This is a genomic window from Pseudarthrobacter xylosi (assembly GCF_055412765.1).
This window is the reverse complement of sequence record NZ_JBVAYT010000010.1, coordinates 32453-46728: the sequence shown is the minus strand read 5'-3', so window position 1 is coordinate 46728 and position 14276 is coordinate 32453. Positions and strand designations below refer to the sequence as shown.

15 protein-coding genes are annotated in these 14276 nt (G+C 64.1%); 3 read left to right on the top strand and 12 right to left on the bottom strand.

Annotated elements, in window-relative coordinates; translation table 11 throughout:
• The first annotated feature begins 97 nt into the window (after positions 1-97).
• Positions 98-376 (top strand): DUF3040 domain-containing protein, encoded by a 279-nt coding sequence (locus ACZY1F_RS18450; RefSeq protein ID WP_463943739.1) that lies wholly within the window; start codon positions 98-100, stop codon positions 374-376.
• Positions 377-790: 414 nt separating this feature from the next.
• Here the strand turns inward: ACZY1F_RS18450 and ACZY1F_RS18445 are convergent, their stop codons facing one another.
• From ACZY1F_RS18445 to ACZY1F_RS18390, 12 genes are read right to left on the bottom strand one after another with little or no spacing between them, the layout of a single operon-like run.
• A complete protein-coding gene (locus ACZY1F_RS18445) occupies positions 791-1681 on the bottom strand; it encodes a hypothetical protein (protein ID WP_463943737.1) in 891 nt (296 codons plus the stop codon).
• Positions 1682-1722: 41 nt separating this feature from the next.
• Entirely contained in the window at positions 1723-2163 is a 441-nt protein-coding gene (locus tag ACZY1F_RS18440) for a DUF4913 domain-containing protein (RefSeq protein ID WP_463943736.1), read from the bottom strand.
• Positions 2164-2174: 11 nt separating this feature from the next.
• Entirely contained in the window at positions 2175-3944 is a 1770-nt protein-coding gene (locus ACZY1F_RS18435) for a type IV secretory system conjugative DNA transfer family protein (protein WP_463943734.1), read from the bottom strand.
• A complete protein-coding gene (locus ACZY1F_RS18430) occupies positions 3941-5533 on the bottom strand; it encodes a putative type IV secretion/conjugal transfer ATPase (protein ID WP_463943732.1) in 1593 nt (530 codons plus the stop codon). Before ACZY1F_RS18430 ends, ACZY1F_RS18435 begins: the two co-directional genes overlap by 4 nt.
• On the bottom strand, positions 5533-7041 hold the full coding sequence (locus ACZY1F_RS18425) for an SCO6880 family protein (protein WP_463943731.1): 1509 nt from the start codon (positions 7039-7041) through the stop codon (positions 5533-5535). Before ACZY1F_RS18425 ends, ACZY1F_RS18430 begins: the two co-directional genes overlap by 1 nt.
• Positions 7028-8296, bottom strand: coding sequence for a TrbL/VirB6 family protein (locus ACZY1F_RS18420; RefSeq protein WP_463943729.1), 1269 nt, complete (start codon positions 8294-8296; stop codon positions 7028-7030). Before ACZY1F_RS18420 ends, ACZY1F_RS18425 begins: the two co-directional genes overlap by 14 nt.
• A gap of 1 nt (position 8297) precedes the next feature.
• Positions 8298-9050: a DUF8175 domain-containg protein gene (locus tag ACZY1F_RS18415; protein ID WP_463943728.1), complete on the bottom strand. Its 753-nt coding sequence runs from the start codon at positions 9048-9050 to the stop codon at positions 8298-8300.
• A gap of 26 nt (positions 9051-9076) precedes the next feature.
• The gene (locus tag ACZY1F_RS18410; RefSeq protein WP_193343111.1) at positions 9077-9346 is read right to left on the bottom strand and encodes a hypothetical protein; all 270 of its coding nucleotides are present in this window, start codon (positions 9344-9346) and stop codon (positions 9077-9079) included.
• Between the two features lie 18 nt (positions 9347-9364).
• Positions 9365-9973, bottom strand: a complete 609-nt coding sequence (locus ACZY1F_RS18405; RefSeq protein ID WP_463943727.1) for a DUF6668 family protein — start codon at positions 9971-9973, stop codon at positions 9365-9367.
• Positions 9974-10006: 33 nt separating this feature from the next.
• Positions 10007-11509: a MinD/ParA family ATP-binding protein gene (locus tag ACZY1F_RS18400; RefSeq protein ID WP_463943725.1), complete on the bottom strand. Its 1503-nt coding sequence runs from the start codon at positions 11507-11509 to the stop codon at positions 10007-10009.
• 41 nt (positions 11510-11550) lie between these two features.
• Positions 11551-12063 (bottom strand): hypothetical protein, encoded by a 513-nt coding sequence (locus ACZY1F_RS18395; RefSeq protein ID WP_463943724.1) that lies wholly within the window; start codon positions 12061-12063, stop codon positions 11551-11553.
• Positions 12060-13142 (bottom strand): CHAP domain-containing protein, encoded by a 1083-nt coding sequence (locus tag ACZY1F_RS18390; protein ID WP_463943722.1) that lies wholly within the window; start codon positions 13140-13142, stop codon positions 12060-12062. Before ACZY1F_RS18390 ends, ACZY1F_RS18395 begins: the two co-directional genes overlap by 4 nt.
• A gap of 302 nt (positions 13143-13444) precedes the next feature.
• On the opposite strand from ACZY1F_RS18390, the gene ACZY1F_RS18385 reads away from it, so the two are divergent.
• Together ACZY1F_RS18385 and ACZY1F_RS18380 are read left to right on the top strand one after the other, a co-directional pair.
• Positions 13445-13765 carry a helix-turn-helix domain-containing protein gene (locus ACZY1F_RS18385; protein WP_463943720.1) on the top strand — a complete coding sequence of 107 codons (321 nt, stop codon included), beginning with the start codon at positions 13445-13447 and terminating at the stop codon, positions 13763-13765.
• 69 nt (positions 13766-13834) lie between these two features.
• Positions 13835-14062, top strand: coding sequence for a hypothetical protein (locus ACZY1F_RS18380; RefSeq protein ID WP_463943719.1), 228 nt, complete (start codon positions 13835-13837; stop codon positions 14060-14062).
• The last annotated feature ends 214 nt before the right edge of the window (positions 14063-14276 follow it).

Sequence of the window (14276 nt, the reverse complement as noted above, 5' to 3'; positions counted from 1 at the left end):
CGGGCGGCAGAGGGATGAATGAACGAATAACAGGTCTATCGGCAGCCACGTCTAATAGCCGCCGCTGTCTGGTCTTGGAAACGGAAAGGTTCCACTCATGCCGCTATCGGAGTATGAGCGCAAAGTCCTTCGGGAACTCGAGCAGGATCTGGTGGCCAAGGATCCTGCCCTTGCCCGGCACCTGGAGTCCGGCTGGCCGGAGCGCCGTTCGGCCCCTCGTAGGCGCTGGAATACTGCTGCCCTGTGGGCCGGCCTGGTGATGATAGTCCTGGGAATTATCCTCCACCTTCCATTGGCAAGCACAGTCGGCTTCGTGCTGATGCTGGCCGGCGGCATAGGCATTCTTGTCCGCAAATATTATTCCGATCGCGAGTAGAAGCGTGGAGGCCCCGGTGCGGTCATATTAGGCCGCCGCGACCTGGCCGGCTGATCTGGCAGTCCAGAAGAGTGATGCACCATGGTTCCGGAGGAAAGCCGCGGTCCCACCCATGAGGACGGCGGTCCGTCGAAACCTCAGCCGCCCCGGGGCTTCCAGTGAGGTGGTCCTGGATCAGGCCGTCTCAGTGGTCCTGAAGCGGGGTGACATACCCAATCCAGAGACCCCTGGACAACTGGTTCCGCTGCCCACTGCCCACAGCTGGGGACAATCCTGAGGGGTTATCCACCGCTACTGCTGCTCAGGGGAGCTACCCTATGGCTCCCAATTTCCAGCCGTGGATAACCCGGAGTGACCCCAACTGTGGACTGCTGCAAGTCACGTTTTGTATGCCGTGGCTCCCAGGCGGTAGGGCTATTCGTCGAGCTTTACTTTGAGGTTCCTGAACACTGCGTCGCGCTGTTTCTGGGAGAGCTGAAGGAGTGGCACATCACGCAGCCCGTCGAGGTTGAGGTCCTCGTTCTCCTGGTCATCGTCGGCGAGCATGACGAGCATGTCGTCGTAGGTCACGATCATGACGTTGCGGTGCAGTGGCCGGAACGCGAGCTCACCCCAGTACTTGGCGAGGGCGCGGCATTCGATCCGGTGTTTCAAGGATCCTTCTTCCATGCCGTCCTGGAGCCCGGGCGCCGCGTGCAGGGCGATCACGACCGTCCCGCGGCCCACCGCGTGGAGGATGGCTTTGAGTACTTGATGCCCGGCCCGGTGCCCGCGGAACCGGGGCTGGACGCTCACCCAGGTCACGATCATCAGGTCGCCTTGGAGGACCGGTTCACCCTCGATGCTGAGCTGACTGGGCTCGGACCCTGCAGCGATGAACGCTTCGGCGAATTGGGACAGTTCGGCGCTGTGCGCGTCCAAGGTTTCGAAGAGGTTGACGGCCCCTACGTCGGGGATCACGTAGACGCTGGCTTCCGCGACGGTGACCCGGCCTTGGGCGTCGGCCTCCAGAGTGTCGCAGTCGGAGTCGAGGACGTCCGCGTCGATATAGGCTCGCACGTCCCATGACTGCGGGTAGTCTTCGGGCCGGTCCCAGGAGTCAGCCCGGGCCGGGTAGTCCAGCGCGTACGTCACTCGCACCCACTGAAGGGCGTCGCCGATGTCGTTGTGGTCCTCGGGCAGGACTTCACCTTCGACTGCTTGCCGCGGGTGTGCTCGATACCAGCCATGATTTTCCTTGCCCGCTCCCCCATTAGGGGCGCTCTGAATGTTTGTAGGGTTTTCCGGGTTCACCGTACCGGACACCGCTTTGGGACAATAGAGCCCGTCCGGGTTTCGTGTTGGCCTTAGACAGGTAGCGTCCGTACGTCGGGGAACCAGCCCGCAGGGGCCTTCTTGGGTTCGAGGTGTTCGGGGTCGCGGTGCTTTTGCATGTCGCATTTGTAGAACGGACCGCGTGGGTCCAGGAGCACGCTCATGTGGTGGTCGGCGTGGTCTTTGAACCACACGCTGATGCCGGTTGCCCCGTCGAGTCTTAGGTGTTCCCAGGCACGCCACAGGGCTTCTATGCGGGAGACTGCTTCGGGGTGGAAGTACCATTCGATACACCATTTCGCTGCGCGGCCGTCGACGTCGCGGACGTAGGTGGGCAGCAGCTGTTCGTGCAGGAACTCTTCGGCTGAGCCGTAGACGAGTTCGGGTGGCTTTTGTTCCTCCCCTGCCGTGCTGGCGGGCTCTTCTGCGCTGGTGCTGGGCGCTTCGCTGAATCGGCCGATGTCGATGGTCATGTCAGAATCTCCTACCCGGTGACCCAGGGGTTGGCGGCAGCTGCTGCAGCGAGGGGCACTTCGTCTTGCTCCGGCCGGGGGCTGTATTTCTTGATGGATGCCTCTACAGCGTCTTTGTGCGGTCCGGTGTACCAGGGCATGGTACGGACCAGTGTGGCCGGCGCCCCGGAAGCGAGGACAATGGCGCGGCCCCGGTCCAACTCGGCGAGGTTGGAAACATCGAAGATGCGTTCCTTGCCCTCCTGCCGGGAGCGGCTGGACCCGGATTTCCCGGAGGAGACCGAGACATTGGTGTAGCTGTAGTCCCCGATCAGGTCCGAGAGCGCGCGGAGGAAGCCTTCTTCGGCCACTCCCCCGCCGTAGACCTTGACGTTCGCGGCCGACCAGATTTTCCGCATGTTCGCTTCCCCCCACAGTTCAACGCCCTGTGACCAGGACTGCAGGATCGCCATCACGATCAGGCCCTTGGAGCCGTAGTGGCTGAACTGATCCGGCAGGGACGCCCAGCGGACCACGTTCGCCAACTCATCCAGAGCGAACAGTGCCGGCAGCGGCAGACGGCCGCCCCTGCGTTCGGCGCGTTCTTCCATGGCCTCGGCGATGGCCACCGTCAGTGCCGTGGTGAGCGGGGCGGCCGAGCCGGCCCCTTCCTTGGAGAGGAGGTAGATCGTCTCCCGTGAGGCCGCGAAAGCATGTGGGTTGAACCGGGGTCGGGGATCCGTGGCCACGGACGCGCCGCGGGCCGGGGCGACCCAGCGCAGGGTGTTTCTGCTCTTGAGGCACTGGATCATCTTCTCGGCCGTGCCGAAAATACCGTCCCGCTGCTTGTCGGCCAGCTTCAGCGTGGACTCCAGGCCCTTGTACTGCAGCTCGTAGTCATGCTCTTTCAGGATTTCGATGGGTTCCTGGCTGACCTGCTCCGTCACCCACAGATACACCTGAGTGATGGGCAGCCCGCCGAGCGCGGCCGCGAGGAAGTACGAGGAGAGAATGTCTTCGGCTTTCGGGTCGAAGTAGGCATCCGGTTTGGACCCTGGCACCCGTGAACCGACCGAGAAGTGCTGGGTGAGTTTGTAGGCTTTCTCTTCGTCCGTGACGTAGGAGAGCGGGTTCCACCACCAGTCCGGTTCCTCCTGGGCAATCTTCTGCGGATCAAACACCCACACCGGCGCGGTCAGGACCCGGACGCCTCGGGTGCCGTCCACCACGTCGCGCTTGTTCGAAGTCGAGACGACCGCCCCGGGTGCGTCCAGGATCGCGGGCATGACCCGTGAGGTCGACTTACCGGTCCGAGGACCCCATATGTCGAGGCTGAGGTCTTCCCAGGACTGACTGAACTTCTGGCCGGTGGAGACCACCTTGCCCACCACGATGCCCGGAGTGTCCTTCACGCCGAGGCGCTCGGCCGTGGCTTTCGCGCCCTTCTCGGAGAACGCGGCCAGGGACTTCCCGCGCCCCAGGTACTGTGCGGCCTTATCGACCCGGGCACGCTTGGACGCGCCTTTCCTCCAGGCCACCAGCACGACGATGGCCAGGACCACGATCAGCCCGGCCATGAGGGCGGCGGCGACGGAGGACTGGGTTGGCCAGGGCACCCGGCCCTTGATGAGCCCGGCAATCAGATCAATCGGATGCGCGGGGGGTGCATCGATGCCGGCCATCCAGGAGCCGAGGTGGGCGGCCGCGTAGGTCCCGCCGCCAAAGACGACGATAAAGCCAATGGCCAACCAGATGAGCAGGGCATCCCCGAGGCCCATTCCTTTACGGTTCGGGGCACTCACGGTGTTCCTCCTTCGGTGGGCAGCTGGGGAGCTGCTGGCTCCATGAGCGTCTCGGCTGGTTCGTGCCAGCGGGTGTTGGTGTCGTTCAATCCCTCGGCCTGCTCAATGGAGGTCAGTCCAACCTGGACCGGGATCCCGGGTCGGCCACCGACCTTGATCAGGAACTTCCCCCGGCCCGGGGGTTCGACGTCGAGCCCGCGGGAGTCCCACGCGGGCGGGTCCTGCCAGGAAATGAGCTTCTGCTGCTCCTGCCGGGACAACGGAATAGCGGAGGTCAGCAACGGCATTTCAGAGGCCGGCAGGCCGCCGCAGATCACCATGCCGGAGCGTTCGACAAAGCCGCGGGCTTTCATCCGGTCCTCTTCTGCCGGCAGCGCCAGCAGGTCGGACATGGTGTGGGAAATCATGATCTGCCCGACACCCACGGAGCGGTTCAGACGGGTCAGGGCGTCCACCCGGTCCACCATGCCCTTGCCGGAGCGCAGTGCCCGCCACAGCTCGTCCAGGACGACGAAGTAGTTCCGGCGCGGTTCCAGACCGGCGTCCGCGAGGGCGTTGGCGACGTTGACGGTGCCGAAGCCGTAGGACCAGCACGCGAGCAGGATTGCTGCCTGCAGGTCCGTCTCGGTCTCGTCGATGCTGGAGACGTCGAAGACCACGGCGCGGTCCCGCATCATGGGGTTGGTGGTGTGCCGGGAGAAGATTTCCCCCAGTTTCCCGCCACCGGTCAGGCCCAGCAGGGTTGCTTCCAATGCGCGGGTTTCCTGCAGGTAGACGTTCATGTCGCCGCGGTCCAATGCAACCTGCCGCAGTTCGTCGGGTGCGGAGACGATGACGTCCAGCAGGTCTTTGAGGACCGGGATGCCGTCGAACTTCTCATCGAGGACTCTCAGTGCACGGTCCAGGATCGTCTGCTCCTGATCGGTGGGCGGGTTGTTGCGGCTGATGGTGATGAGGGAGACGACCATTGTCAGGCGGCGGCCGTGTGCGTCAGCGCGGACGCGGGCGGCGTCCTCATGGTGGCCGCTGTCTTCGAGGAGCTGCGCGACCTCGACGGCCTGGCCGGGATCGAGGATGTTCAGGTATCCCACGCCGCGGCCGAGCTTGATGACCTGGCCGCCGAGTGCCTGCACCGCTTTGACGTGCTCGCCTTTCAGGTCCCCCAGGATCAGAGGGTGGACGCCCTGAGCGGAAAGACCCAGGAACATCCGTCGCACCACGGTGGATTTACCCAATCCGGGAAGGCCCAGAATGAAGGCGGAGGGGTTGGAAATGAGCCGTGCCCGCTGGAACCAGCTGATCGGGTCACAGCAGACAGTGGCCTGGGTTTCCTCATGGCGTCCGAGCGGGACGCCGATCATGGGCGATGACGCCCCGGAGGAGAACGGCCACAGGCCGCAGACCTGGACTGTCGTTCCCCGGTATTCGGTCACGGACGGGACCAGGGCGGCCATGCCCCCGCCGCGTCCCGTCCACCCACGGGAGCCCGGCCCGGCCTCACGTGGCTGGCGCCCAGTCTTCGTCGGTGCAGCCGTTGCCGGCTCAGCGGCCTTCCTGGACGGACGGGCAAAGAGTTTCACGCGGGCCATTACAGGGCGTCCTTGATTTCGGAGGGCAGCAGGCTGTGCTTGGGCAGGACCAGCCCGAGAGGCAGGGAGGCCGCGAATGCGGTGTCCTGCGCGCCGTAGGCACGGCGCAGCAGCACCCGGGCAGTACCGGAGGTCTGTTCGATGGCCGCGACGGCATCAGCGAGGCGTTCCTTATCGGTCACGGTGGCCGTGACGACCATCCCGAAGTTCACCAGCCCGGCGCCCTGGGCTTCCTCCTGCGCGGTCTGCACGGCGGAGCGGGCGTCGACCAGGGCGCGGGCGGAGGGCCGGGTCCCGGAGGTGATGCGGACGTTGGCGTTGTTCTGGTCCCGCTCGACCACGGCAGCTGCCCGGGCGGAATCCATCGGCCGGTACAGCAGTGAAATCCGTTTACGGTCAATGTCCCCGTGTGGGGCCAGCAGCCGGGACAGGACCGAGGAGTTCACGGATCCGCGGGGTGCACCGGTCATGGTCCAGGAGGCCGAGAAGGCGCTGTCGTGCCGGTAATCGTCCCAGCTTGCCTGCGTCGCGGTGGGGCCGACCTCGCCCCAGGTAAGGGTCACCGGGGAGCCGGCGGCGTGGGCTTCATCAATGATCAGGGCAGCGGGGGGATCGTAGGCGATCCGCACGACTTCGCAGAGTTCCTGGGCTGACATGGGACGGGCGATACCGGCGCCGGTGGACTGCAGCCGGGCCGAGAGGCCCGGGATGCGGGAGGCGAGGTCCCGGGCCACATCTTCGGGTGTGCGCTTCTTCGATCCGGCCCGGAGGGAGGCGTTGAAGGTCAGGGACACCCAGGCCCGGACCGTGGCCGACCCTTCCGGGTAGGTGTCCACGACTTCACGGAGAATGGCCTGGGCAAAGGCGGGCGCGGTGGGGTCGATGTTCATTTCAACTTCGTTCCGCAGCCGGTAGCCGGAGTCAGGGGCGGTCTCGACCGTCACGGCCGCGGCGTCCAGGCCAGCCTCATCCGCGAGGCCGGCGAGCCAGCCGCCCCAGTTCGCCACCCACGCGTCTACCTGCTCGGGGTCCACCAGTGAGGCTCCGTCAGGTTCGGTGGAGAAGATCACGGTGAAGTGGCTGGTGGTCGGTACGTGCAGCAGGGCGAACGGGCGCTTGTAGGAGTCAGTGAACTCGTACAGGGCCGACTTGGCTGCCAGGCCCGGCGGCTGGTACATGCCCCAGGCCGTCACGCCCAGGGGGCCGGAACGGTAGAGATTCGTTCCGGAGGATTTGGAGAGCCGGAAGCTCATCCGTGTGGCGAAGCGATCGACGACGGTTTGGCCGTGCTTGTCCTTGACGGTCAGCAGGAGGGCGCTGGCCCCGGCCACGGCCAGGACTGCAAGGCCCGGGAACAGACCCCAGATGGCGAAGCTGATGATGCCCATCAACAGACCGGCCATGACAATCCCGGTGCCGATAGCGCCGAGGTTGCCTAGGCCCGCTGAGCGCGGTACGCGCCAGTTGCCGTAAGACGGTTCCTTGTATTCGGTGTTAATTGCTGCCACTGGGGCCCTCCCCGGTTGAATCATGCGCGGTCTTTGCGATTGCCTGCGACGTCTTGGACGCCACTTGTGCGCCGGCAGCTACGGCCATGCCAGCTGGCCCAGCTGCTGCCCCGGTCGCTGCTCCTGCAGTGCCGGCGGTTGCCCCGGCCCCTGCCATGCCCGCTTTGCCTGCGGCTGCAGCGCCAGCTGCTCCGCCCGGACCGGTAGCGCCCGGTGTGGGCTGGCCTCCCCCGCCTCGGGGGCCGGACGTTCCGGCGCTGCCTTTTGGAGACGCGCCTGGCTGGTTGCTCTGGGTGCTCGCTGGGGTCGGTGAGGCGTTGCCCCTGCCGCTGCCACTGCGGCCCAAGGACACGGCGCCGGTGGCCATAGCCCCGACGGCTGCCCCGGCCCCTGCTCCCCCGCCGGAGGCGACGGCACCGACCATCGGCGTCACGAACCGCATCAGCGCCGGCAGTGCGAACAGGGCAACGATCATCAGTGTGAAGCCCGTGATGGATCCGATCAGGGGGACCTGACTTTTGTTGCCCATGAGGAGGAATGCGACCGAGTACACGATGGCCGCCGCTGGTTTATAGAGGATGAAGGCGATGGTCCAACCAACTGCCTTCTGAAACCACTGCCTGCCCATTTCCGTGTTCGTGAAAGCGGCCGTGGTGGGCAGGATGCCCGCCAGGATCACCAACATGCCACTGCGCACCACCATGAGGACGATCTGGACGAGGGAGGCAATCAGGCCGATCAAGCCCAGGACGATGAGGATAAACACCCCGACCCCAGTCTGGTTGGTCATGACGAGGATGTTCATTGCATCGGCGAAGCCCTTGCCGTCCGTGGAGCGGTCGATGATGGCGGCCGAGAAAGCATCGGCGGCGATCACCAGGATCGAGATGACACCCAGGCCAAGGCCGGACACCAAAGTGAGCGTGAGCAACGAACGGAGGAGTTCTTTTAGTGGTGCTCCGCGTTGTTCCCAGATCATCCGGATGCCGCCGAGGATGACGGCGAGGACGGCCAGAGCCAGCGTCCAGGGCATTAACTCGCTATTGACCGCAGAAACAACGGGACTGGGGGTGGTGCCGTCGCCGCTGGCAAGGTTCACCGTGGGCATGCTTACCCAGAACGTGGAGAGCGTTGTCACCATCTGGCTCATACCCTCCATGATCGACTTCGCCAGATTCGTGATGGCGTCGTTAACCGCACCGGCGGCGATGTTGCCCGCGACGCACTTAATGTCCCCCAAACTGCACTCAGCCATGTCAGACGCCTGACCAGAGTATGAATCCGCTCAGATCACTGAGTTGGGCGACACCATTGAATATTTGGCCGTCATCGGAAGCCTTCACCTTCCAGTCTCCGGCTACCCATCGAAGCGAAAGATCTGAATGTGCCAGTGCACCGTTCGGGAGTTTGATAGCCAGATCGACGTCTGCCTCAGCCGGGCTGTAAGACTTGATTAGGAAGCCGCTGACCTGAGCGGTCTCACCGCTTCCCGCAGTTGAAGTCCGTGTCTTGGCCTCCCTAATAGCCGCGTCACGTCCGGGGCCCGGCACCAGAAATTTTTCGGCGAGCTTGAGCTCATCCTGTGTCCCGGATGAGCCAAGGGCGATCATGTTGGCGGCGGCGTAGAGTGCGCCGGTGGGTGAGTTAGCGAAGCAAGACCGGAACCCGTCCTCGTCTGTCACGCCCGGGCCGAAAGTCTTGGGATCGGTAGGTGCCGCCATCTTTCCTACGAGTTCCCATTTGGACTTCGGTGCTGTTCCCAGGGCTGTCTCCGTGCTTGAGGGCAGCCCGCAGATGCTCTTTCCAGCCGCGTCTGATGACTTCGCAGGGGCTGCGGAGGTGCTGCCCGGCGATGCGGCGGGGGCCGGTTGGGCGTTGCCTTGTCCTTTGGGGAGCAGGAAGATGACGATGGCTGCTGCGATCAGCGCGACCACCAGTGCGGCAGCAATGATGAAACCGGGTTTGGTGAACGGATTGCTTTCGGTGGTGCTCTCTGGTGATTGGCTCACGGTGAACCTCCCGTTGTTGGTCTGGTTTAGACGAAGGCGCGGACGATGCCTGAAGCACCGGTGATGATGATGCAGCCCATCAGGACCCAGCCGAGACTGGCGAGGGTCTGGCCGCCCTCGCCGCGCTGGAGTGAGATGACCAGCTTGATACCGACGATGATGACGCCCAGAACGCCCAGGACCAGGCCGATACCCGCGGCCCAGTTCAGGATCGTCAGCAGCCCGCCGGCCTGCTCCGGGACGACCGGGGTGGGGTTGGGAATGACGCTTGCTACAAGTGCGGAGAAGGAGTTCATGGTGAGTACTGAGACCTTTCAGTGGGTGGTGCTTGGTGGGGTGTCGGTGGCCAGGACGGCCAAGTCAGTGATGAATCGTTGGTACTCGCGGGCCGGAGGCGGTGTGGGGGAATCCCCAAGCCGCCAGGCTTCCACCCAGGGCAGGATCCAGAGCCGGGGCGCTCCCCCGCCGACGAGTGAGGCGAAGTCCCGGAGCGCTTTGGGAGTCTTCCCTGGCGCGTCTGCAAGGACCGCGAGGCCGAGCAGATCAAGCTCCGGGGCCGCCCCTGATGCCCATTGGGTCAGTGCGCTCCTGGCGGCGGTCAGGCCACGCATGTCTGCCCGGCAGACCAGCAGCACCCGTGGTGTGCTTCGGTTCTGCAGGACCGGCCAGCAGTGATCGGTGACGCGTGCCCCGGGCAGGAGGGCAGCGATTCTGTTTTCGCCGGCTCCCCCGTGGGCGCCGGTGATCCACAGCGCTGCGGATCCTGACATGGTGCGCCGGCTCAGGCGATCGGCTGCGTCCGGTTCAATCATTCCCCTCAGCGGCGCACTGATCACTGCCGCTGGCGGCACATGCGCGTCCGGCGCGTCCTCGTCCGCGCTTTCGGCAGGTTTGGCGATCCAGGGATTCAGGGACTGTTTCATGGCTCCTCCTTTCAAAGTCCGGTGACGTGTGTCTTAGAAGCCGTCAGCGACGGCGGCCGCTGCGGCCAGCCATGCCCGCTGTGTGGCGGGCTGGAGGGCTTCATAGCGGATGGGGCCGTTGACCAGTGCCGGATCGTAAGGAATCCTGACGACCGCCCTGACGAACGGGTCAAAGCCGTCCGCGATCCGCTGGGCCTCGTCTTTGGCCCGCTTGAGGGCATCTCCGGTCATGCTGCGTTTGGCGTCGGTGGATTCGGAGACGATGACGACGGCGTTGCGGGCCAGCTCGGCGTCGTGGCCGCCACGGGATTCGAGGGTCTGGAGAGTCAGCCGGGCGGCTTCGGCGCGGTCCTCGATGGCTGTCACGGGCACGACGAGCTGGTTGGTGTGGTCGATCATCCGCCGCCAGTTCGCTGCCCGGGCGGTATTGCCCGAATCCATAACCACCAGCCGGTAATAGCGGGTGAGGACCTGATGGGCGACGTCGACCTCTTCGGCGGTGACTTCGTGGTCGCCTTCCTCGTTCTCATCCGAGCGCAGGACATCGAACTTGTCACCGGTCTGGTGATGGACGAACTTCGCGATTTCGGCCGCGTTCGTGGACGGCGAGAGCAGTGACTGGGACGAATCGATCAGATCCAGGACGCTCCGGTCGTGGGCACCCTTCTCTGTGCGCCACCCGAGGGTGCCCTGGGATTCGTTGTTGTCCCAGGCGACCGTGGCGGCGCCGCTGTAGCGTGCGAGGATGGCCGAGAGCATGACGACCGTGGGGGTCTTGTTGGCCCCGCCCTTGCGGTTCACCACCGCGATGGTGCGCGGGCCGGGCCAGTGCTGGCTGACCGTGCGAATGTCCTCCCGCTCGGAGAGTTCTTCCGCTGAGGGGTCCATCCGGAATCCCAGGCGGGTGAGTGTTCCCCGCCATCCCTGGGTGGCCGGTTCCAGAACCGGAGCGCTGACCAGGAACGAGGTTTCCTTCAGGCTGCGCCGGGTCAGCGGTGCGTCCGGGGCGGTTGCGGAGGGCTGCGGTTCTTCTGCGGCGGCCGCCGGCTGGGCCTCAGAGTGTGCAGGGTCGGGAGTCTCGGTTGCTGGCCCGGTCTCGACGGGGTTGGGCGGCCACGGCCGGCGGTCCACCGTTGCTGCAGCGGTGGGCTGTGCGGGGGCGGCTACTGGCTCGGGAGCAGCAACGGGGACCGTATCAATGACGGATGGAGCGACGGTCTCGGGGGTGGTTTCCGGGGCCTCTGCCCGGCGGCGTGCCGGGCGCGGTTCGTAGGAGACGGATTCGATCTTGTTGTCCGGGTGCACGATCAGTTCACCGTGTCCTTCGGGATCCTCGATCTGGACCCGGACGGGGCGCTGGAGTGTCTGCGCCTCGCCCACGACCAGGGCCAGGGCGTTGTTGCGGAGATCCTGCACGGAGTCTCCGGCAGGGACGATGCGGGAGTTACCCGCGACCAGGACCTCAGCGGTCCCGTTGTCGCGGACGATGGCCCTGATGTTTGGAAAGGCCAGGACCTCGGTTGGTGTAGTAACCATGAACTTCTTCCTTACGTGTCTGTGATGGAGAGGTGCGGCGCTTAGGACGTGGGTGGTGTGAGCCGGTTGACCTTCCATGGGGCGTCCTTGCCCGTGCGGAGCAGCTGCACGGTGTAGGTCCCGGCGTTGGTGGGGACCGCTGCCGTGACGCCGTAGCCGTTGGCTTCATCGACGGAGAGTGTGGCTGGACCGGTGACGCGGTTGGCCGGGATGTTGGCCGGGTCCACCGCCGAGTAGTCGGCGGTGGCCTGTGGTGTCAGCCAGCGGGCAAGATCATTGGCCCACTGCTTTTCCTCCACGCCAGGGCGGGCAAAGTCCGCCATCGCCTTCTCAGCGACTTCCACCGCCCGATCCATGCTGGTCTGATCCCAGGTGATGCCGGTGGAGGCCGGGACTGTTCCCCCGGGGGCCTGTGGTCCGCTGTTGGCGCTCAGTGAGACGGGGGCGGACGCTGTGGGCGTGATGCTCGCCGTTTTTGCCGGTGTCGTGTTCGCTGCCGGTGCGCATGAAACGCAGAGCAGGGCCACGGCGAGCAGGGCCAAGGGCTTTTTCACTTCTTCTCCTCTTGAGTGGGCAGGTACAGGAAAGCGGAGGGGACAGTGCTGCTGACAGTCCGGGTGTAGTAGCTGTGGTCATCCGGGACCGGGTGGCCGTTATAGCCCTCTTCGACGTAGGTCCCGTCGTCCTTGACTTCTTTGACCACAGCGACGTGGCCGAACGTCGGGTCCGCTCCCCCGGCACCGGGTGCGTACCAAACGACCGCACCGACGCGGGGAACGGAACCTGTGGGCCAGCCCTTGGCGTCCCAACCGGCCTTCCACGTCACTGCAGAACCCAACCGCGCTCCGTCCGGGCGGAAGGTCCCGTTGAGGAACTTGAACGGTGCGTCGGTGCTGCCCATCTGCTGGTTCACACGCCACAGCGCGAAATCCACACACTCGCGGTAGTACATGTTCAGCGGTGAGGTGCTGGCATCGTTGGCGCCGATCTGCGACCAGGTGGGAGCGTCTTTCCATGGGTAGTCATCCCCGGCACCGGACTGTCCCGGGATAGCGCAGTCGCTGCCTTCCAGAGAGAACTTCCCGTCCGAGAGTGCCTGGACGAGTTTGACGGCCTCTGGCCAGTACTTCTGGTAGTGGTACGGGTCGGCGTTGCGCTGGACCTTGTTGCCGGCGAGGGTCGGTTCCAAGAGCTCCCAGCCGGGAACATCCTGCAGGGCCTTGATGAAGTTCGTGGCGCTGGTGGTGGGGTTCATACGGTCTGGGTAGGTGCCCCACGCACCGTTGTCCCGCTGCTGGAACAAACCCCGGGAATCAGGGCCGGGTCCGTCGCCATGATCCAGCACACGCAACCCCGACTCCCCCAGGGACACCATCACCGTAATCATTTGACCTTTTACGGACAGGTCCATTGCTTTACCTGCACCCATGATCGCCGCGGCGTTCTTCAGCTGCTCTTCGGTGTAGCCATCGACCTTGGTGCTGCCGTCGATGACAGCAGAAACAGCCGGGTCACAATCGGCGGCCGCCGGCTTCGCGGGGGCCAACAGCAAGAGCATGGTGAAGATCAAACCAAAGATCAGCCCAGGGACTGCGATGAGGGCTACCAAGCCAAGCGACTTACGCTGGTTCATGAAGGCCACTCTGGGCCAACCTGCAACAAATCGGTCACTGCCTGCCACTCCCCAAAAAAGACATCGTTTCTACAACTACCAGCCGGTGCCGACTTTTCTCCACCAAGTGGACGAAGGCCATTGTCCACAGGTCACACTCAAAATGCTTGTCAAACGCCTGTTTGTGTTCGCTGTCACGCCTTGGCCGCTCCCTTTTACCGGCTCCGATTGGTGCGACAGATAAGACACTACATCTAAAACGACATTTAATGTAGTCTTGGTTGAACGCGTCCGAACTAGCAGGGAAGTGAGATTATGAATGAATGCCCCGATACATTCGCCCCCCGAGCGCCCTATTTCGGGACGTCGACATGGCTATTGAGTCATTCGGGACGATGTTCTCCCGAGCCATACTGCGGCATTTGTCGACCCATGGCCCCACTGGGGCTGCGGACCTTGCCAGAGAACTGGGCACTGACGCCAACACCGCTAGAAGAACGCTCCAAAATCTCGAGGAGGCGGGACTCGTTGAAGCTGACGTCCCGGCCGGCCAACGACGTGGGCGGACAGTGACGTTCACCGTGCAACCTGTGCGCCTAGAGCAATTGCTCGCTGCACTGAAGGACTATCTGCTGGGGCGTTAAATGTTGTCTTATAGCGACACGCCGCCTACGCTTCCGTCTTTCAGTAATCAAAACCGATTAGATGTGACTATGGCAATCCAAAAGCTCAACCTGGGCGGGCGCCCTTCGAAGGGCCCGCGGCATACTTTTGTGGTCAAGCCCGACATGGCTCGCGCCCAGAAACTGCGGCGGATCCTGGAGATCCTTGACACGAACGCAGTGGACTATCTCACGCCGCTCGTGGCTGAGCACATCGATTCCATCAATATTGACGATCTGCAAAACCAGGAGGCTTTGCCTATCGCACAGGCCGGTTAAAAACTGAAGGCCCGCACTAGGCGGGCCTTCACAAAGTATGTCGTTCAGATCTCGTTCTTGGCGGGATTCGATCTGAACTTTTTCCAACACCCACCCAGTGGGTGGATCTTGTCATATCCATCCATAAAGGAAGGCTATTGCTGTCTATGGTACCGGAACCCTATTCCGCGTCAACACATGCCCTTCAGGGTGTCGCACGAAAAGTTACGCCCAA

Bases quoted from the DNA above. Each gene is read 5' to 3' on its own strand.
- ACZY1F_RS18450 (WP_463943739.1), top strand. From the start codon at position 98: ATGCCGCTATCGGAGTATGAGCGCAAAGTCCTTCGGGAACTCGAGCAG.
- ACZY1F_RS18440 (WP_463943736.1), bottom strand. From the start codon at position 2,163: ATGACCATCGACATCGGCCGATTCAGCGAAGCGCCCAGCACCAGCGCA.
- ACZY1F_RS18430 (WP_463943732.1), bottom strand. From the start codon at position 5,533: ATGGCCCGCGTGAAACTCTTTGCCCGTCCGTCCAGGAAGGCCGCTGAG.
- ACZY1F_RS18420 (WP_463943729.1), bottom strand. From the start codon at position 8,296: ATGGCTGAGTGCAGTTTGGGGGACATTAAGTGCGTCGCGGGCAACATC.
- ACZY1F_RS18410 (WP_193343111.1), bottom strand. From the start codon at position 9,346: ATGAACTCCTTCTCCGCACTTGTAGCAAGCGTCATTCCCAACCCCACC.
- ACZY1F_RS18405 (WP_463943727.1), bottom strand. From the start codon at position 9,973: ATGAAACAGTCCCTGAATCCCTGGATCGCCAAACCTGCCGAAAGCGCG.
- ACZY1F_RS18400 (WP_463943725.1), bottom strand. From the start codon at position 11,509: ATGGTTACTACACCAACCGAGGTCCTGGCCTTTCCAAACATCAGGGCC.
- ACZY1F_RS18390 (WP_463943722.1), bottom strand. From the start codon at position 13,142: ATGAACCAGCGTAAGTCGCTTGGCTTGGTAGCCCTCATCGCAGTCCCT.
- ACZY1F_RS18385 (WP_463943720.1), top strand. From the start codon at position 13,445: ATGCCCCGATACATTCGCCCCCCGAGCGCCCTATTTCGGGACGTCGAC.
- ACZY1F_RS18380 (WP_463943719.1), top strand. From the start codon at position 13,835: ATGGCAATCCAAAAGCTCAACCTGGGCGGGCGCCCTTCGAAGGGCCCG.